Source organism: Flavobacterium sp. CS20, assembly GCF_018080005.1.
In the GTDB taxonomy this organism is placed as follows: domain Bacteria; phylum Bacteroidota; class Bacteroidia; order Flavobacteriales; family Flavobacteriaceae; genus Psychroflexus.
The window spans coordinates 2,729,240-2,749,735 of the sequence record NZ_CP073015.1 but is presented as its reverse complement, the minus strand read 5'-3'; the positions used below and the strand labels follow the sequence as shown (position 1 = coordinate 2,749,735).

Sequence of the window (20,496 nt, the reverse complement as noted above, 5' to 3'; positions counted from 1 at the left end):
ACACTTCTCCAAGGGATTTTAATTCCCTTGGATTTTTTTGTATCTACAAAAACTTATTGCAGGTTTTTAAGCTTAAATCTTTTTGTTAAGTCGTCTTTTTATTTTGTCTAATTAATAAAAAATTAATTCAGTTATTTGTTTATGAAACCCTTAAATAGCAAAACGCTATTTTATATTTTACTTGGGCTTTGGTTTATTATTGATTTAATTCAAATCTCAACAACAGGTATAAAGCACGACGAAGCCTATTATTATGTTTGGGGTCAATATTTAGATTGGGGATATTTTGATCATCCGCCAATGGTAGCAGTGTTAACCTATCTTGGAGACTTATTTTTTAACGATCTTTGGGCAGTACGCTTTTTTAGTGTTGTTGTTCATACATTAACCGTTTGGATAATTTGGCAAACCTTAGATGATAAATACAGAAAAACTACTTCACAAGTTTTGTACTTTTATGGATTGGCTTTTAGTTTGCCGATGTTTTCTGTATATGGTTTTTTGACCGCACCCGATACAGCCTTACTTTTCTTTTTTGCAGGCTTTACTTGGGCTTTTAAGCATTTTTTAACCCGAAGAAAAGCATCAGACATCTTTTTGTTAGCCATTACTGTTGCTGGTATGATTTATAGCAAATACCACGCCTTTTTGATTATATTTTTAGTTTTGGTTTTGCATTGGCGACTTATCAAGCAAAAGCGATTTTGGTTTCTCTTTGTAATGGTTTTGATACTTGTTTTGCCACATTTTATTTGGCTATTTCAAAACGATTTTATTTCATTCAAATACCACTTAGTTGATCGCTCTCAAGGTTTTAAAATAAAATACATTTTAGAATTTATACCAGGACAGTTTGCTGTTTTTAATCCTTTTTTCTTGAGTTTGTTTTTGATTTTAATTTTCAATAAAAAGGAAAATGATAATTTTAAAAAAACTATGCGATTCGTCGGTGCTGGCATTCTATTATTTTTCACCTTGATGACTTTGAAAGGTCGAGTTGAGGCTCATTGGACAACTATTGTAAGTATTCCTATAATTTATATTGTTTATCCCTATTTACTCCAGTTGTCGCAATCTTATAATTCCATAAAATATGTTGTAGTTAGTTTGGTTAGTTTAGTTTTAGTAGCTAGAGTTTTAATTTCGTTAGACAAACTTCCAGCTCAGAGTTTTGATGACAATAAAACATCTTACTACCAGACAATGAAAGAATTTGTAGAAGATAAACCCGTCATATTTAAAGGTTCTTTTCAAAAACCTGCGACCTATTATTTTGCAAACTCAGAAGCCAAAGTGGCTAATAAACCTTTTTATAGAAAACGACATACCCAATTTGAATTGTGGGCTTGGGAGAAAAAATATTTTGGACAAAAAGTTTTTATATATGATATGAATTCACATTACGCCTCTGAATATCAATTTAATGATAATCTTTTTAAAGGTTGGTTTGTTGATTACTATCAAGATTCAAGATATATCAAAATTAAATATGATATAAAGGATAAGACTTTGAAAAAAGGGAAAACTTATGATATCATTTTAGAAATTTCAAACACAACCAATATTGACTATCGCTTTGATGATAAACAAATGCCTCTTAGTTTTTACATTGCTTTTTTAAAAGACGACCCAACAAAATTTGAATCTGTGCGTTTAGTCTTGCCAGAGCTTAAGACATTAAAGGCAAATGAAATCAAAACTTTAAAAACAACTTTTAAAGTACCTGAAACATTAAACACCAGCATTTATACTTTTACAATAAGTATAAATTCTAAGCTTGGCTTTACTACAAATTCAAAAGATACTTTGATTAAAGTTGTTGATTAGACTTCAAAAGAATTTTACACAAATCAAAACGGTAAGTCATCTTCAGGATCTTCTTCGTTAAGATCATCTACAGGTTCAAATTGATCTGTTGGCGGAATTGAAGCATCTTGATTTTGGCTTTGGTCTAAACGCTCTATTCGCCAACCTTGAATAGAGTTAAAGTATTTGGTCTCGCCTTGTGGACTCACCCATTCTCGACCTTTAAGATTAATTCCGATTTTCACGTTTTCACCTACAGAAAATTTATCAACTAATTGGGTTTTGTCTTGAATAAATTCAATGTTCAAAAACTGTGGATATTGCTCTTCTGTTGTGATGACGACTTCGCGTTTGCGAAAACCGTTGCTTCCGTATTCTTTAGTTTCGCCAATTACTTTTATTTTGCCTTCTACTTCCATAATATTATGATTTTTTTGATAATAAAATACACCAAGTCGCAAAGGTATCATCTCCTTTTAAATATTCATGAGCTTTTTGGTGTAATCCTGTATCATCAGAATGTTTAACAAATTCAAGCAGATGTTCTTCTTTCAAAAATTCATCTATTTGATGTTTTTCTGGTAAAGTCTCAACATTACCAAGCTTACCGAGATCATTTCCAGTTAAAATTTTACTGTTTTTGATGTTTTGAGGGATTTGATCTACGCCTATACCCAATTGCGACAAAGGCTTTGGCACTTCAAACATACCTCTGTTGGCTCTTGTGTACCAATTCCCTCCCATTCTAGCCACTTGATCTAACTTGTACTGATCTATTTTTCCGTTTTCGTCTAATACAGATTCTGATATATGCAATTTTACGACTTCTGAAACAATCAAATTTCCAGCTCCTCCTTCTTGACCTAACTCAATAATATCTTTTACTTTACATTCAAATTGAACAGGAGATTCTTCAACCCGAAAAGGCTTAACAATATCAGATTTAAGCATCGTTAAACCGCTTTTTACAAATTCGTTAACACCTTCGTTATATTCTGTGCTTGACAAAGACATTTGCTGAACAATATCATAATTAACAATATTGATAACAACTTCTTTGGTTTCTTTACAATTGACAAGCGTGTGTTTTGTTGTGTTGTTTCTCATCCGCCTTAATGGTGAAAAAATCAATACTTGGTGGATTGGAACTAAACATATTAAAAAAACTAAACGGTGATAAATTTGGAGTACCATCTTTGCTCAAAGTGCTTGCAAAAGCAATAGGTCTTGGACCAACGGCGACAACTAAGTATCCATAAATTTCTGGTGTTTCTAAATCGGATGAATTAAAACTTATCATTTTTTAAAATTTGTCTTACAAAGTTAAAACATTCACTTTAAGATATAGCTCTGTGCTAAGATATTTCTGTTTTGATTTATTTTAACGTGAGTTCGATATAAATTCCAATAAAAGATATTCATATAAAATACAGATATTTAATCATTTGTCATATCAGCAGAGCGAAGCATAAGCGACGAGACATCTCAGTAGGATGAGATTTATCCTCATTCTTCGTACCAATGACGTTTTTTTTATAATATTCACATATTTAGATAATTACAACGTTTATTCTTTTCTTTTTTGCATCGCCCAAAACCCTTCAACTGTGCTCAGGACAGGCTTCAACAAAAAAGTCTAGGCTTACAAATATTTATCTAAATTTATCGTTCAATGCCTATCCAGCACGTGCGGGACTCACTTCAAATTTTACGATAAATTTTTGTAGGTCGATTTTTTCGATTCTAACTCATAAAATGTCGCTTTTCATTAAATGAAATTCAAAATTTCCAAAGGCTCGAAATGTCAAAATTTGCTAACAAAAAGATGTAATCATCTGATTTATAGATTTCTATAAATCGAACTCAAGTTATTTTAACTAATGTTTTAGTTATGTTAAAAAACTGAGTTAAGCCATCAGTTTTTATTAGTCTTTAAAAATATTAACTTTACCACCAAAAGTGGTTTTTTCATTCACATACTTTGGATTGCCATAAACATCAATATTGCCACCAACAACAATTTTGGCTTCGCAGTTTTCTGTAACAAAAACAACCGCATTGCCTCCGTAAGTAACTTTAACAGTTGTGTTTTCGGTTTTTAATTTTTTCCCTTTGTATTCACCGCCAGTATTGACTAATACATCTTGATCTTTACTTTTTCCGCTAATGTCAATGATTCCGCCTGAAAGTGCTTTGAGCTCAAGAGATTGCGTTTTAAACTCGCCAGATACAATTGAGCCTTCGGTAGCACGAACAAAAAATCGGTCTGTTTTAATCAGGTTTTGAATTTCTACTGTAGAACCTTGAACGGCATTAAGTCGATCAATATTTTTAGTGTAAACTTTAAGTTTTAAAGGAAAATCACCGTCAAAAATAGTTTCTAATGATAAACCTATTTTGAGTTCATAGTCGCTAACTTTATAATTTATGGCTTCCAAAACACGTTTGTCAGCTTCAATTTTGTTGACTTTAGCGTTGGTCGTTAATTCAACTTGTATGCCTGCTGAAATTCTAAGAGCCTGAATGTTTTTATTGATAACAACTTCTTCGGTTTGTGTAAATCCTAAAACAGGTAAAAAACCTATTAAAATTATAACTAAATTTTTCATGAGTGTTGATTAATTATATTAATAATATCTTGCTTTTGTAAAACGCCACTTTGTTGCCAAACGGGTTTTTCGTCTTTAAACAAAATCATTGTAGGAACACCGCGAACTTGATATTGTTTTGCTAAATTTTGATTTTTGTCAACATCAATTTTAATGATTTTGATGTTGTCTTTTAATTCAGATTTCGCCTCTTTTAAAATGGGTGCTAACATTTTACATATTTCACACCAATCGGCATAAAAGTCAATTAAAACAGGTGTTTTACTTTTAATAATGCTGTTAAAATTTGAATTCATTTTCTTTTTTTAATGTTAAATATAAAAAATTAAGTTGAACTTTAGCTTTTAAGACTTTTGAGTTGATTGACGTTTTACAACTAATCCAATCACAGCTGAAATCATAACGCCAAAGGCTAAGTAAAACATTATGGCTTGACTGATATAAGTGTTTAGATTAAAAAGTTGCTCGGCAAATTTTTCACTCATTCCTCTTGCTACATTGGTCGTTCTTGCCACTTCAAAAAAGTCTGGAGAGACATATTGAGACATCACATAAACGGGTCCTGGCGATAAACCTGCCACGAGCAGACTCAATAATGAACCAGAAATAAAGGCTTTTTGCCAAGTCATTTCGCCCTTATAGTAGTCTTCGCGTTTTTGTTTTAAACTCATATAAATACACAAACTTAAAGGAAGCAACATAACGAGACTTACAATAGACTGGTAATCGATATATTTGTCATGTAGCCCTAAATATTTTTCAATATAAATCCAAATCAAATTAATACCAGTAAAAATCGATGCCCATTTGAATTCAATTTTAAATTTTTCCATGACTTTATTAGGCTTAATTTTGTTCAACCAAAACCCATTGGCCTTGATTGAGCATAGGAAGAGCTTTTTTATATTTTAAGCTTTTGTTTTCCCCAGTTTCAATATTTTTAATGGTCACAATATCGTTTCTTCCTATTTTAGGTTTGTCTCTAACTATAGTTTCTACAACTTGATTGCCTTGGTTGCTAGCATTTTGACCAGCCTGTCTTGAAGCGGCTGCACGTTCATCTAGATTTTGAATTTCGTCTTTTCGGGTTTGAACTTTTTCAGGTCGGCGGGTTTGTCTAACTTCTTGAATATGAGTGTTGTCTCTTTCAGGTAATTCTCCTTTAAACAAGAATGACACCACGTCTTTATTGACCTCATCAAGCATAACTTTGAAGAGCTCAAAGGCTTCAAACTTATAAATCAGCAAAGGATCTTTTTGCTCGTGTACGGCTAATTGAACGCTTTGTTTGAGTTCGTCCATTTTGCGTAAATGGTTTTTCCAAGCTTCGTCAATAATAGCGAGAGTGATGTTTTTTTCAAAATCAGTTATCAATTGCTTACCGTTGCTTTCGTAAGCTTTTTTCAAGTTAGTAGCAACTTGAAGTGTTTTTTGTCCGTCGGTAAAAGGCACAGCAATACGTTCAAATTTATCGCCTTGAGTTTCATAAACTTGTTTGATGACTGGAAAAGCTTGCTCAGCACTTTTTACCATTTTTTCTTCATACTGTTTATAAGCTGTTTCGTAAACTTTATCAATAAGCTTGTCTATAGATGTTTTTTTGAATTCCGTTTCATCAACAGGTGATTCCATAGAGAAAAAGCGGATGAGTTCAAAATCAAAATTGGCATAATCTTCTGCTTGTTTGTTGATGTTGACAATGCTTTCTGCTGTATCGTAAATCATATTGGCAATATCTATACGCAAGCGTTCGCCAAATAATGCGTGAAAACGACGTTTGTAAACCACCTCACGTTGAGCGTTCATAACATCATCGTATTCTAAAAGACGTTTACGAATACCAAAATTATTTTCTTCTACTTTTTTCTGGGCACGTTCAATAGAGTTTGAAATCATTTTATGCTGAATCACTTCGCCTTCTTTGAGCCCCATACGATCCATGAGTTTGGCAATACGTTCACTACCAAATAAACGCATAAGATTGTCTTCAAGAGAGACATAAAACTGTGAGCTTCCTGGGTCTCCTTGACGACCTGCACGCCCGCGTAACTGTCTGTCCACACGTCTAGAATCGTGGCGTTCTGTTCCGACGATGGCTAAACCACCAGCTTTTTTAACTTCATCGGTAAGTTTTATATCTGTACCACGTCCAGCCATATTGGTCGCTATGGTTACCACACTGCTTTTTCCAGCTTCGGCAACGACCTCGGCTTCGCGTTTGTGTAATTTGGCGTTAAGAACGTTGTGTTTAATTTTTCTGATGTTGAGCATTTTGCTAAGCAATTCAGAAATTTCAACAGAAGTTGTTCCTATCAATCTTGGTCTTCCTGCTTTTGATAATTTGACAACATCGTCTATAATGGCGTTATATTTTTCGCGTTTAGTTTTGTAAACCATATCTTCCTTGTCGTCTCGTGCTATGGGTTTGTTGGTCGGAATTTCAATCACATCCAGTTTGTAAATTTCCCAAAACTCGCCAGCTTCGGTTACCGCTGTTCCTGTCATCCCTGACAGTTTACTATACATTCGGAAATAATTTTGCAAAGTAATAGTTGCAAAAGTTTGGGTGGCATCTTCAATTTTTACATTTTCCTTAGCTTCAATAGCTTGATGTAAACCATCAGAATATCGGCGTCCGTCCATGATACGACCAGTTTGCTCATCAACAATTTTCACTTTGTTGTCCATGACTACATATTCGGTGTCTTTTTCGAATAACGTGTAAGCCTTTAGCAATTGACGCATAGTGTGAATACGTTCACTTTTTACGCCAAAATCTCTATAAAGTTCTTCTTTCTTTTGAATTTCTTCTTCTTTAGAAAGCCCTTCATTTTCTATTTTAGCGATTTCTGTTCCTATTTCGGGCATCACAAAAAAGTCAGGATCATCTTCTCCTGATAGAAAATCGACACCTTTGTCGGTTAAGTCAATTTGGTTGTTTTTTTCTTCAATCACAAAATACAAGTCTTTGTCAACGGTTGGCATTTCGCGATTGTTGTCTTGCATGTAGTGGTTTTCAGTTTTTTGCAAGAGTTGTTTGATGCCTTCTTCACTCAAATATTTGATGAGAGCTTTGTTTTTAGGCAAACCTCTAAAGACTCGGTAAAGTTTCAGACCACCTTCTTTAGTATCGCCATTAGCAATGAGTTTTTTAGCTTCGGCAAGTTCTTTGACTAAGAATTTTCTTTGAATCTCAACAAGCTGATTGATTTTAGGTTTCAGTTGGTCATATTCATGCACATCTCCTTTAGGAACTGGACCAGAAATGATTAAGGGTGTTCGAGCTTCGTCAATTAAAACCGAATCGACCTCATCAACAATGGCATAATTGTGTTTGCGTTGCACCAAATCATCAGTTGAATGGCTCATGTTATCACGGAGATAATCAAAGCCAAACTCGTTGTTTGTTCCGTAAATGATATCGCATTTATAAGCTCGGCGACGTTCAGCAGAGTTGGGTTTGTAGTAGTCTATACAATCAACACTCAAGCCGTGAAATTGAAAAATTGGAGCCATCCAAGCACTATCACGTTTAGCCAAATAGTCGTTGACTGTGACGAGATGAACACCGTTGCCCGTCAATGCGTTGAGATACATCGGTAAAGTCGCTACTAAGGTTTTTCCTTCCACTGTTTGCATTTCGGCTATTTTGCCTTGATGCATAACGATACCGCCGATAAGTTGCACATCGTAATGTATCATATCCCAAGTGATTGGTTTTCCAGCGGCATCCCAAGAGTTAGACCAGATAGCGTAATCACCATCAAGATTGATGTAGTCTTTTTCAGCAGAAAGCTCACGATCAAATTCTGTAGCTTTTACACGAAGTTCAGTGTTGTGAAAAAAGCGTTTGGCGGTTTCTTTAACAACGGCAAAAGCTTCAGGCATAATGTCATCCAAAACTTTTTCAGAATTTTTATAGACCACGTCTTCTAAGTCATCTATTTGGGTATAAATATTTTCTTTTTCATCGATATCTTCACAAGTATCGGCATCTTTTTTTAGTGCTTCAATCTTGTCTAACTCTTCTGCGTTAGCCGCTTTAATTTTAGCTTTAAAATCAAGTGTTTTTTGTCTAAGCTGTTCTAAATCAAGTTTCTCGAGTTCAGACTCATAAGATTTGATTTGATCAACAATTGGATATATTTGTTTAAGGTCTTTCTTGGTTTTATCACCAACAAAAGTTTTAAGTACGGTATCTAAAATGCCCATAATGGATTATAAATTTTTGCAGTTTCAAAGTTAAAACAAAAAGTATGCTAAGATTGTCAGTTGCGTTAAAATTTAGTTGATTAATCTTTTTTTGTGCCAAATTGTCAAGGTTGTGTTAAAACCAGAAATTTGTTTGAAAGAGAACTCATGCGTGTTCAAAATATTTTACCTACCCTATGTGAATTAATTTTTAGTTAACATATTGATATTGAAATCATTTTGTTTAAGTTCTATAGGAGTGGTGAGCAAGTTACATCTCGACTAAGTTTGCTCAATCTTGTCGAGAGGTTCGATGTTGAAACATTTGGTTTTGCCAAAAGCTGTGACATCAAAATTATCTTATTAAATGTAAAAATTTTATAAAAAAAGTCTCTTTGAAGAGACTTTGGATAACTAAATTATTTGAAAATCATTTAATATTCATCTTCGTTCCAGAGATAATCTTCATCAGTAGGATAATCTGGCCAAATTTCTTCAATAGAATCGTAAGTATCACCCTCATCTTCAATAGACTGTAAATTTTCTACTACTTCAAGAGGTGCACCAGTTCGTATGGCATAGTCTATCAATTCGTCTTTGGTTGCCGGTCAAGGAGCATCACTCAAATATGACGCTAACTCTAAAGTCCAGTACATTTCTTTAAATTTTAATATTTCTGCAAAAATAGATTTTTTGACGTAAAATGCAAGTTTTTTGATGATTATTTTAAAAGATTTCTAAATTATTCAAATGGTGCTGTAAATAACTGAATATCAGTATATAAAAAGGTTTAAGTTAAAATATCCAAAGCATATGAATGATTAATTTTAATTTTTGTTTGAAAACGTTCAATTTGAAGTTTAAAATAACGCCATTTTTAGTTATAAAAACTTAGCTTTGCAAAAACCTATTTTACAGTCTTATGAATCCTCAAAAACCTATAAAATCTGCTCTGATTTCTGTATTTCACAAAGATGGATTAGAGCCGATTATCGAAGCTTTAAAAAAACACAATATTCAAATATATTCTACAGGTGGCACTCAAAAATTTATAGAATCTTGTGGTGCTAAGGTAACTGCTGTAGAGAGTCTTACCAATTATCCTTCCATTCTCGGAGGTCGTGTTAAAACGCTTCACCCAAAAGTCTTTGGTGGCATTTTAAGCAGAAGAGATAATGAAAGTGACAAAAAAACTTTAACCAAATTTGACATCCCCGAAATAGACTTGGTCATTGTTGACCTTTATCCTTTTGAAGAAACGGTAGCTTCGGGATCAAATCATGAAGATATTATTGAAAAAATAGACATCGGTGGTATTTCACTGATTCGTGCGTGAGCCAAAAACTATAAAGATGTGTTGTGTGTGGCTTCTCAGTCAGATTATCAAGCTGTTTTAGATATTTTGAATAAGCCTGTGGCTGAAAGTAGTTTTGAAGAGCGAAAAGCTTTTGCCGTTAATGCCTTTGCTGTTTCATCTCATTATGATACTAAAATATTTGGATATCTCAATCAACCCCAAACCAATGCAGAGTTGAGATTGTCTAAAAAAGAGGTTATGCCTTTACGTTATGGCGAAAACCCACATCAAAATGCAAATTTCTATGGTAATTCTGATGAGGTTTTTGAGCAATTGCACGGCAAAGCTTTGTCTTATAACAATTTGTTAGACATAGATCTTGCGGTAAATTTGATTAACGAATTTCAAGGAGAAGCACCAACATTTGCCGTTTTAAAACATAACAATGCTTGCGGTTTGGCACAACGCGATACAATTTTAGAAGCTTATAAAGATGCTCTGGCTGGCGATCCTGTTTCGGCTTTTGGTGGCATTTTAGTTGCAAACACTAAAATAGACAAAGCAACAGCTGAAGAAATTCATCAGCTGTTTTGTGAAGTCGTCATTGCACCAAAATTTGAAGACGAAGCCCTTGAAATTTTAAAAGGAAAGAAAAACAGAAGAATTCTTATTTTAAAACAAAGTGCTTTTAAAAACAAAATGATCAGAACTTGTCTTAATGGTGTTTTGGTTCAAGACAGAGACTTAAAAACCGACCAAAAAGAACATTTTAAAACAGTAACTCAAAAATCGCCGTCTGATACTGAAATAGATGATTTAGTTTTTGCTTCAAAAATTTGTAAGCATACCAAATCTAATACCATTGTTTTAGCTAAAAACAAACAACTGATTGCAAGTGGAACTGGACAAACTTCACGTGTAGATGCACTCAAGCAAAGTATTGAAAAATCAAAGCATTTCAAATTTGACTTAAAAGGAGCAGTCATGGCCAGTGATGCGTTTTTTCCATTCCCAGATTGTGTAGAGATTGCTGATAAAGCAGGAATATCTGCCGTGATACAACCAGGTGGCTCTATCAAAGATGAATTGAGCATCAATTATTGTAATGAAAATAATATGAGCATGGTGATGACAGGAATACGACATTTTAAACATTAATTGATTACTTTTGCCAATTGATTATTAAACAACAAGCATGGGTTTTTTTGATTTTTTAACCGAAGATATAGCGATTGATTTAGGAACAGCCAATACACTGATTATTCACAACGATAAAGTCGTTATAGACGCACCGTCTATAGTTGCCAGAGATCGTGTGTCTGGAAAAATTATTGCAGCTGGCAAAGAAGCTTCAATGATGCAAGGCAAAACCCATGAGAATATAAAAACCATTAGACCATTAAAAGATGGTGTGATTGCAGATTTTGATGCCAGTGAGCAAATGATAAGCATGTTTATCAAAGAAATACCAGCCTTAAAAAAACGCTTGTTTTCACCATCATTACGCATGGTAATATGTATCCCAAGTGGTATTACAGAAGTGGAAATGCGAGCGGTAAAAGATAGTGCAGAACGTGTTAATGGCAAAGAAGTCTATTTAATTCACGAACCTATGGTTGCCGCTATTGGTATTGGTGTTGATATCATGCAACCCAAAGGCAATATGATTGTGGACATTGGCGGTGGAACCACAGAAATTGCTGTGATTGCACTCGGCGGAATTGTTTGTGACAAATCTGTTAAAATTGCTGGCGATGTTTTTACCAATGATATTATCTATTATATGCGCACGCAAGAGACAATCTTTTTGTAGGTGAACGAACCGCAGAAAAGATAAAAATACAAATTGGGGCGGCGACAGAAGATTTGGAAACTCCTCCTGAAGATATGAGTGTGCAAGGACGAGACTTGTTGACAGGAAAACCAAAACAAGTAGAAATATCTAGCCGTGAAATCGCTAAAGCTTTAGACAAATCTATTCTACGAGTGGAAGATGCCGTAATGGAAACCTTGTCTCAAACACCACCTGAGTTGGCGACTGATATCTACAATACTGGTATTTACTTGGCAGGTGGCGGTTCTATGCTAAGAGGCTTAGATAAAAGACTCTCTCAAAAAACCGATCTTCCTGTTTTTATTGCCGAAGACCCTTTAAGAGCTATTGTAAGAGGTACTGGCATTACTCTAAAAGATCTTGAACGCTTTAAGCCTGTGTTAATCAAATAAATGAATATGCATGCAAGAGATTATAAAGTTCTTTATCCGAAACAAAGTAGGAATTTTATTTGTTGTGCTGTTTGTCATATCTATTCAGCTTACTATTCAATCTCACACTTATCACAAGTCAAAATGGATATCTTCAACTAATATATTTTCTGCTTTTTTATTAGATGTGAGATATAATTTTACTAAATATTTTGAGCTCGATATAGAAAATGAAAAACTCCAGCTCGAAAACATTTATTTGAAACAACGTTTGTATAATATCAAACTTGCTGAAAACGATACTGTTTTTTTAGATTCACTTTATATTTTTAAACCTTGTCAGGTCATTTCCAATTCATATTCTAAAGTAGATAATTATGTCCTCATCAATAAAGGTTTAAGCGATGGCGTTGATGTAAATTATGCTGTAAGTTTACCAAACGGAATTCTTGGTATTGTTGAAAAAAGCACTAAAAACTATTCAAGAGTTATTTCAATACTTAATACAAATTTATCAATCAATGCAAAATTAAAAGGTAGCAACCATTTTGGTTCACTTCAGTGGGATGGCTTAAGCCCTAATACCATTTACCTTCAAGATCTGCCGCGCTCTGCAAGTTTTATTGTTGGCGATACAATTGTAACGGGTAGCAACTCATTAATATTTCCCGAAAATATTCCAATTGGGTTAATTAAAGATTATGAGCTAAATGAAAATATTGGTTACTACAATATAGAAGTCAACCTATTTGAGGACATGACCAATATCAATCATGCCTATGTTATCATTCCTAAAAAAATAAAAGAAGCCAAACGTTTATTAGACACGAATGATGAATAGTTTTAATATAAAATATATCATACAATTCATACTTTTAGTACTCGTTCAGGTGCTTGTTTTAGACTATGTGCTTTTGTCAGGTTATATTAATCCTTATATTTATATGATGTTTATATTGATGTTGCCCTTTGATATCAACAGATTATACCTTTTACTCATAGCATTTGTTTTAGGAATTACGATAGATTTGTTTAATGATACTGGTGGCGTTCATGCTGGCTCCACTTTGATAATAGCTTATCTTAGACCAGTTATTTTAAGATTGTCATTTGGTTTGAGCTACGATTACAATAGTGTAAATTTAAAAAAAGCAGATTTTAGTAAACAAATCATTTACGTGGTGTTGATGGTGTTAATACATCATTTTTTAATGTTTTCTTTGGAATATTTTAGCATAAACTATGCCTTGGATATTTTAAAAAATACTATATATTCAAGTATATTTAGTTCAATTTTAATTATAATAATTCTGAGATTATTTAAACCCTAATGAGAAGATTTTTTCCATATATATTGATTTTTTTTTCAGCTCTAATATTCCTTATAAGACTGTTGTACCTTCAGGTTTTTAGTGATTCTTATACAGATATATCAGAAAACTTAGCTATTAAAGTGGAATACGATTATCCACAACGTGGCTATATTTATGATAGAAATGGGGTTTTGCTTGCTGGCAATCAACCAGCCTACGACGTCATGCTTGTCCCCAGAGACCTTGATGCTTTTGACACAGTAGAATTGGCAAAGCTTTTAAGTTTAGATAAAAAAACGCTAATCAAAAGAATAGAAAAAGCCAAACGATATTCTTATTATGCACCTTCGCTGATAACCGCACAACTCACAAAATCTGAATATGCTTATCTACAAGAAAACATGTATAAATTTGAGGGTTTTTACATTCAAAAACGTTCTTTAAGAGATTATCAATTAGATTTAGGAGCAAACTTTTTGGGATATATCCAAGAAGTCTCCAATAAAGATATTAGAGAAAAACCTTACTATCACTCTGGAGATTTAATTGGGCGACAAGGTGTAGAACAGTATTACGAAAAAAAATTAAGAGGTGTAAGAGGTGTAAAATACATACAAAAAGACCGATTTAATAATGATTTAGGCTCTTTTAAAAACGGTCAATATGATACCTTACCTCAAAAAGGAAAAGACTTAACGATAGCTATTGATGCCAAACTTCAGGCTTATGGCAAAAAATTGATGAAAAATAAACGAGGTGGAATTGTTGCTATCGAGCCTCAGTCAGGAGAAATATTGACTTTAATCACTGAACCAACTTATGAACCAAGTTTTCTTATTGGCAGAAAACGATCGAGAAATTATACGAAATTATATTACGACACCATTACCAAACCCCTATACAACAGAGCTTTGCAAGCACAATACGCTCCAGGCTCGCCTTTTAAAGTCTTGACGGGTCTTATAGCTTTACAAGAAGGTGCTGTAGATATTAAGGACAGCTACACTTGCTACGGTGGGTTTCAATACGCAAGAGGAAAAGTCTTAGGGTGTCATCATCATCCCAATCCTATCAATATGATAACGGGAATTGCACATTCTTGTAATTCTTATTTTTCGCGAATTTATCTCAATACTATCAACAATTTTGAAACTCCACAACAAGGTATAGAAGTTTGGCACAATCATCTGAAAAGTTTTGGTTTAGGTCAATATTTAGGTTATGACTTACCCATTGGTCGTAAGGGGTTTATTCCCGATTCATCCTATTACAACCGAATGTATAATTACCCGACTTATAAATGGTATGCAACAGCCACTATTTCAAATGCCATCGGTCAAGGCGAAGTTTTAGCTACACCTATTCAATTAGCAAACATGACAGCGACTATTGCTAATCGAGGTTGGTATATCAAACCGCATATTTTAAAATCTATTGAAGGCAATGCTATAAAAGATACAACTTATACCAAAAAACATTACACCACAATTGACAAAAAACATTTTGAGCCTATTGTAGAAGGGATGCATCAAGTTTATAAATATGGAACTGCAAAATATTTACAAATCCCTGGCATAGAAATAGGAGGAAAAACAGGAACGGCAGAAAACAAAAAAGTAATAGATGGTAAAGTTGTTCAACTTAAAGACCATTCCATTTTTGTGGCTTTTGCTCCAGTAGATAATCCAAAGATAGCTATTGCTGTATTTATTGAACACGGCTATTGGGGTTCGCGTTATGCTGGTAGAATAGCCAGTTTGATGATTGAAAGATACATAAAAGGTAAAATTACAAGAACTGATATGGAAACTTGGCTTTTAGAAAATAGCCCTAAAGAAGATTATGAAAAAATAGATTTTATGGTCAAAAATGATAGCATTTTAGAGAATCTTAATCTCAATGAATAATACTTTTTTTAAGATAGATTGGTTAAGCATTTTGCTTTTTACATTGTTAGTTGGACTTGGGTGGTTGAGTATTTATTCTACAACTTTGACCGACGCCGAAGCTAAGAACTACTTCGATTTATCTACTTTTTATGGAAAACAATTACTTTGGATTATCTTAAGTTTTGTCATCATTCTTTTTGTTTTAACCATTGAAAGCAAATTTTATGAACGTTTCAGCTCTATCATTTATGTTTTTTCTCTCATACTTTTGCTGGGTTTATTGTTTTTTGGAAAAACCATAAATGGTCAAACGGCGTGGTATTCTTTTGGAAGTTTTAGTTTGCAACCTGCCGAATTTGCAAAAGCAACAGTTGTTCTCGCCGTGGCTAAATATTTAAGTGGTCTTAATGTAAATATCAACAAATTCAGACATCAAGTCAATGTTTTTTTAATCATAGCTATTCCCGTTTTACTTATACTTTTGCAACCCGATACAGGTAGTGCTTTGGTTTATTTTTCTTTGCTTATAGCTTTATATAGAGAAGGTTTGCCAGGGTTTTACATTTGGGGTGTTATACTTGCTATAACTATTTTTGTAGGCGTATTAGTATTAGGTTCAACCCTTACATCTATTGCATTTGGCCTTATCTTTATAAGCATTATTTATTTTAGAAAAAAAAGGAAAAACAGTATTTTAAAACCCGTTTTAATAGGTATTTTATGTTTCGGCTTTATTTTTAGTGTGAATTTTATTTATAATTCAGTATTGAAACCCCACCAAAAAGAACGCTTTGAAGTGCTAATAAACCCTAATGCAGACACAAAAAGTAGCGGTTATAATTTATATCAAAGTGAAGTGGCTATCGGAAGTGGTGGATTGACAGGCAAAGGTTTTTTAAACGGCACTCAAAAACAGGGCAAATTTGTACCTGAACAACATACTGATTATATTTTTACAACCGTCGGTGAAGAATTTGGGTTTGTTGGAAGTGCAATTGTTGTTCTGCTTTTTGTAGCTTTTTTAAGTCGAATACTATATCTTGCTGAACGTCAAAAAAGAACTTTTAGTCGGGTTTACGGCTATGGCGTGTTCGGTATAATATTTATTCATTTTTTTGTAAACATCGGGATGGTTACAGGATTGATTCCCACCATTGGAATTCCGTTGCCTTTTTTTAGTTATGGTGGTTCAGGCTTATGGGGATTTACAATTTTGATTTTTATCTTTTTAAAACTTGATGCCGATAGACAAAAATTGGGGAGCTAATCTCAGCCTAAAATCATTCCAGCTATTGTTGCAGACATCAGTGATGCTAATGTGCCACCAAGCAAAGCACGCATACCAAACTGTGATAAAGTTTTGCGTTGCCCTGGTGCTAAAGACCCAATACCACCAATCTGAATACCAATAGAAGCAAAGTTGGCAAAACCACAAAGCATATAAGTCGCCATAATGATAGACTTTTCATATTTAAAATGAATAGCACTACCCAAATCCTTTAGCTCAGCCAATTGAATATAGCCAACAAATTCACTGGCAACCAGTTTTATACCTAAAAGTTGTCCCATCAACATTGAATCTTCTTTTGCAACACCTATTAACCACATTACAGGATAAAAAATAGTGCCTAATATAGCTTCGAGAGAAAATTTTTCATATGGTGTGTTTTGAGCTACAAAATCGTTTAAACCTACAAGACCGCCAAAAGCGTCTAACCCGTAATTGATCATAGCAATTAAAGCCACAAATACCAATAGCATTGCACCAACATTAGCGGCCAATCGCAAGCCTTCGGTTGTGCCATTGGCAATGGCATCTAAAATATTAGAGCCAATTTTATCCATAGATACTTCTGCTGAATTGTCAACTTTAGCTTGTTGCGGATAAAGAATTTTTGAAATGACAATAGCACCAGGTGCGACCATTACCGAAGCGGCTAATAAATGCCTTGCAAACTCTAATCGCATAGCTGGATTATTACCACCTAAAAAACCGATATAAGCGACTAAAACACCACCTGCTACTGTAGCCATACCACCAATCATTACTAATAAAATTTCTGAACGTGTCATGCGTTCTAGATAAGCTTTTATCATTAAAGGTGATTCGGTTTGCCCGAGAAAAATATTACCAGCAACGCTTAAAGCTTCAGCACCTGAAACGCCTAAAGCTTTAGAAAGAAGCCAGGCTAAACCACGAACAACAACTTGTATGATGCCGAGATAAAATAAAATTGAAGTTAAAGCCGAGAAAAAAATGATGGTTGGTAAAACTTGAAACAAAAAGATATAACCATAAGTGTCTTGATCCATCAAATCACCCAACAAAAATTCGTCGCCAGCTGCTGTAAAGTTTAAGATTTGAACAAAAATATTGCCGACAAAATCAAAAATAGCTTTTACCCATTCTATTTCTAAAATACCAAAAGCCAATATCAACTGTAAAATTAACCCAATAATAACCGTACGCCAACTGATGACTTTTCGATTGGCACTAAAAGCAAATGCAATAGTCAACAAAACAAACATTCCTAAAAGACCACGCCACAAACTTTTAAAGCTAAAGCCTTCTATAGGAATAATTTTTTGTGGTGCTTTTTCAATATCACCTATCTTTAGTGTTTTTTCTGTTGAGGTAAATGATTGGATGCTGTCATTTTGTGTTTGTAAAGAATCAAGTTGGTTGTTTTGGGCTTTTAATTTTGAAGTGGTTATAACCAAAACAAAACATAAAAGGAGAAAGGCGTATATTTTCATATGTATAACTTAACTTCTTTTGGATATTTCATCTCTAATTTGAGTCGCCTTTTCGTATTCTTCATTTTGAACGGCATCTTCAAGTAATTTATTTAAATCTTTCAAACTTAAACTTTTTAAATCAAAACTGGATTTAATTTCGGTTTCAACTTTTGATTTTGGGGATTGAGTTTGGCTTGAAGATGTTGAGGTTTTCAATTGAATACCTGCTTTATCCAATATGTTTTTATAAGTAAAAATAGGTGCTTTAAAACGTAATGCCAAAGCAATAGCATCACTTGTCCTGGCATCGATAGTTTTTTCATTTTTACCCTTTTTACATATTAAACTGGCGTAAAAAATACCATCAACAAGCTTATGAATAATGACTTTTTGAATTGTGATATCAAAGCTATCTGAAAAGGTTTTGAACAAATCATGGGTCAATGGTCTTGGTGGCTTGATGTCTTTTTCTAAAGCAATGGCAATAGATTGGGCTTCAAAAGCACCAATAACAATAGGCAATTGCCTTGAACCACCAATTTCGCTAAGCAATAAAGCATAGGCACCAGTCTGAGTCTGACTATAAGAAATTCCTTTAATGTCTAATTGCACTAAATCCATAAAACTCAAATAAAAAACGATCTAAAAAACAACGATAATTGCTCGTTTATCTTAGACCGCTATTTTAGGTGCAATTTATAAAATTAAGCGTTATTAGCCTTAAATTCCTTTAATTTTTCAGTCAATCTAGGCACAACTTCAAAAGCATCGCCAACTATACCATAATCGGCGACCTTAAAGAATGGGGCTTCTTCATCAATGTTGATGACTACTTTTGTTTTTGAAGCGTTGATTCCCGCTAAGTGCTGAATGGCACCTGAAATTCCAATGGCAATGTACAGATTTGCGACTACGGGTTTTCCTGTTTGACCGACGTGCTCACTATGTGGACGCCAACCCATATCACTCACTGGTTTTGAACAAGCCGTAGCTGCACCAAGCACTTCGGCTAGTTCTTCAATCATACCCCAATTTTCTGGTCCTTTTAAACCACGCCCGCCAGAAACTACTATTTCTGCATCGGCTATGCTAACTTTATCTTTGTTTTTATCGACAGATTTAACTTCAATTTTTGTGTCTGAAAGTTCTGGACTAAAATCGACTGTTTCAACGTTTGTTTCTTTTTCATGCAATCCAAAAGCGTTGCTAGAAAGTCCGATAATTTTTTTATCTGTAGTGACTTCAGCCATACCAAAAGCTTTGTTGGTAAATACGTTTCGTTTGACTTGAAAACCATTTTCAGTTTCAGGAAGTTCAACCACATTTGAAGCATAACCTGCTTTTAGAACAACCGAAAGTAAAGGTGCTATATATTTGGCATTATCACTTTGGCTTAAGACCACAATGTCAGCATTGGTTTCTCTAACAGCTTTGGTCAAAATTTCTGAATAGCTTTCTACATTAAATTTATCTAAACTTTCATTTTGAACATTTAAAACTTTGTTCACACCATATTGTCCTAAACTGTCAGTGTTTTCAGCATTTATGGTTACTGCTACAACATCGTCTTGTGTTTTTTCAGCGATTGAAGCCGCATAAGAAGCCACTTCATAAGCCACTTTTTTTAGCTTTTTGTTTTCTGATTCTGCGTATATAAGTATTGACATAATTTTGTTTTTTTAATGTATTAAATCACTTTAGCTTCGTTGTGAAGTAAATCAATTAGTTCATCTAAATTTTCAGCATCAATCATTTTGATTTCACCTTTTGGTGCAGGTTTACTGAATTTTTTAAATTCAACTAACGAATTTTCGGCAACAGGGTCTTTAACTTCCAAAGGTTTTTTTCTTGCCATCATGATGCCACGCATATTTGGGATGCGCAAATCTTTTTCTTCTACCAAACCTTTTTGACCTCCAACAACTAATGGTAAATCGCAAGTTAATGTTTCTTTACCACCGTCAATTTCTCTGATAGCTGTAGCTTTTTGGTCTTCTACTTCTAAAGACACACAGGTGTTGACAAAAGTAGCACCTATCATTTTAGCCACCATACCAGGCACCATGCCACCGTTGTAATCAATAGATTCTCGACCAGCAATGATCAAATCATAGTCGCCATTTTTGGCTACATCGGCAATTTCTTGAGCCACTTGAAACGCATCTACGGGCTTAGCATCAACTCGTATCGCTTTGTCTGCACCAATAGCAAGTGCTTTTCTCATAGTTGGTTCAGCATCTTTTTCGCCAACAGTAACCACATCTATAGATGCTCCTTGCTTTTCTTTAAACCACATAGCACGGGTTAAACCAAACTCTTCATTGGGACCAATCACAAATTGAACACCATTTGTGTCAAAAGCAGTGTCGTTATCCTTAAAATTAATTTTAGACGTCGTGTCAGGAACATGACTTATACATACTAATATTTTCATTGTTTGATATTTT

Annotated in this window: 14 protein-coding genes and 4 pseudogenes; 7 read left to right on the top strand and 11 right to left on the bottom strand. The window is 34.0% G+C overall.

Annotation, left to right across the window (positions count from 1 at the left end; all coding sequences use genetic code 11):
* Positions 1–141: 141 nt before the first annotated feature.
* A complete protein-coding gene (locus IGB25_RS13065; protein ID WP_211065378.1) occupies positions 142–1,827 on the top strand; it encodes a glycosyltransferase family 39 protein in 1,686 nt (561 codons plus the stop codon).
* 23 nt (positions 1,828–1,850) lie between these two features.
* Here the strand turns inward: IGB25_RS13065 and IGB25_RS13060 are convergent, their stop codons facing one another.
* The 7 genes and pseudogenes from IGB25_RS13060 to IGB25_RS13030 form a co-directional block, all read right to left on the bottom strand.
* Positions 1,851–2,225 (bottom strand): DUF3127 domain-containing protein, encoded by a 375-nt coding sequence (locus IGB25_RS13060; protein WP_211065377.1) that lies wholly within the window; start codon positions 2,223–2,225, stop codon positions 1,851–1,853.
* Positions 2,226–2,229: 4 nt separating this feature from the next.
* Positions 2,230–3,106: pseudogene (locus IGB25_RS13055) on the bottom strand (flavin reductase family protein).
* Positions 3,107–3,731: 625 nt separating this feature from the next.
* The gene (locus tag IGB25_RS13050) at positions 3,732–4,415 is read right to left on the bottom strand and encodes a head GIN domain-containing protein (protein WP_211065376.1); all 684 of its coding nucleotides are present in this window, start codon (positions 4,413–4,415) and stop codon (positions 3,732–3,734) included.
* Positions 4,412–4,711, bottom strand: coding sequence for a thioredoxin (trxA, locus tag IGB25_RS13045; protein ID WP_211065375.1), 300 nt, complete (start codon positions 4,709–4,711; stop codon positions 4,412–4,414). The genes IGB25_RS13050 and trxA overlap by 4 nt, the downstream gene beginning before the upstream one ends.
* Positions 4,712–4,759: 48 nt before the next feature.
* Positions 4,760–5,248 carry a DUF4199 domain-containing protein gene (locus tag IGB25_RS13040; protein ID WP_211065374.1) on the bottom strand — a complete coding sequence of 163 codons (489 nt, stop codon included), beginning with the start codon at positions 5,246–5,248 and terminating at the stop codon, positions 4,760–4,762.
* A 13-nt stretch (positions 5,249–5,261) separates the two neighbouring features.
* On the bottom strand, positions 5,262–8,627 hold the full coding sequence (gene secA, locus IGB25_RS13035) for a preprotein translocase subunit SecA (RefSeq protein WP_211065373.1): 3,366 nt from the start codon (positions 8,625–8,627) through the stop codon (positions 5,262–5,264).
* A gap of 413 nt (positions 8,628–9,040) precedes the next feature.
* Positions 9,041–9,262, bottom strand: a pseudogene (locus IGB25_RS13030) (DUF2795 domain-containing protein).
* A gap of 266 nt (positions 9,263–9,528) precedes the next feature.
* Between IGB25_RS13030 and purH the strand changes: the two are divergent.
* The 6 genes and pseudogenes from purH to rodA all read left to right on the top strand — a co-directional run bounded on the left by purH (position 9,529) and on the right by rodA (position 16,577).
* A pseudogene (gene purH / locus IGB25_RS13025) lies at positions 9,529–11,061 on the top strand (bifunctional phosphoribosylaminoimidazolecarboxamide formyltransferase/IMP cyclohydrolase).
* Between the two features lie 37 nt (positions 11,062–11,098).
* Positions 11,099–12,129 (top strand): annotated as a pseudogene (locus IGB25_RS13020) (rod shape-determining protein).
* Positions 12,130–12,139: 10 nt separating this feature from the next.
* A complete protein-coding gene (mreC, locus tag IGB25_RS13015) occupies positions 12,140–12,949 on the top strand; it encodes a rod shape-determining protein MreC (RefSeq protein ID WP_211065372.1) in 810 nt (269 codons plus the stop codon).
* A complete protein-coding gene (locus tag IGB25_RS13010) occupies positions 12,942–13,439 on the top strand; it encodes a rod shape-determining protein MreD (RefSeq protein WP_211065371.1) in 498 nt (165 codons plus the stop codon). Before mreC ends, IGB25_RS13010 begins: the two co-directional genes overlap by 8 nt.
* Positions 13,439–15,328 carry a penicillin-binding protein 2 gene (mrdA, locus tag IGB25_RS13005; RefSeq protein WP_211065370.1) on the top strand — a complete coding sequence of 630 codons (1,890 nt, stop codon included), beginning with the start codon at positions 13,439–13,441 and terminating at the stop codon, positions 15,326–15,328. Before IGB25_RS13010 ends, mrdA begins: the two co-directional genes overlap by 1 nt.
* Complete coding sequence (gene rodA, locus IGB25_RS13000) at positions 15,321–16,577, top strand: rod shape-determining protein RodA (RefSeq protein ID WP_211065369.1); 1,257 nt, start codon at positions 15,321–15,323, stop codon at positions 16,575–16,577. The genes mrdA and rodA overlap by 8 nt, the downstream gene beginning before the upstream one ends.
* 2 nt (positions 16,578–16,579) lie before the next feature.
* On the opposite strand, the gene IGB25_RS12995 is transcribed toward rodA, so the two are convergent.
* From IGB25_RS12995 to IGB25_RS12980, 4 genes are all read right to left on the bottom strand, one after another.
* Positions 16,580–18,067, bottom strand: coding sequence for a NupC/NupG family nucleoside CNT transporter (locus IGB25_RS12995; RefSeq protein ID WP_211065368.1), 1,488 nt, complete (start codon positions 18,065–18,067; stop codon positions 16,580–16,582).
* A gap of 9 nt (positions 18,068–18,076) precedes the next feature.
* Positions 18,077–18,670, bottom strand: a complete 594-nt coding sequence (locus tag IGB25_RS12990; protein ID WP_211065367.1) for a bifunctional nuclease family protein — start codon at positions 18,668–18,670, stop codon at positions 18,077–18,079.
* An 83-nt stretch (positions 18,671–18,753) separates the two neighbouring features.
* Positions 18,754–19,716, bottom strand: coding sequence for an electron transfer flavoprotein subunit alpha/FixB family protein (locus IGB25_RS12985; protein ID WP_211065366.1), 963 nt, complete (start codon positions 19,714–19,716; stop codon positions 18,754–18,756).
* Between the two features lie 20 nt (positions 19,717–19,736).
* Positions 19,737–20,483 carry an electron transfer flavoprotein subunit beta/FixA family protein gene (locus tag IGB25_RS12980; protein ID WP_211065365.1) on the bottom strand — a complete coding sequence of 249 codons (747 nt, stop codon included), beginning with the start codon at positions 20,481–20,483 and terminating at the stop codon, positions 19,737–19,739.
* Positions 20,484–20,496: the final 13 nt, after the last annotated feature.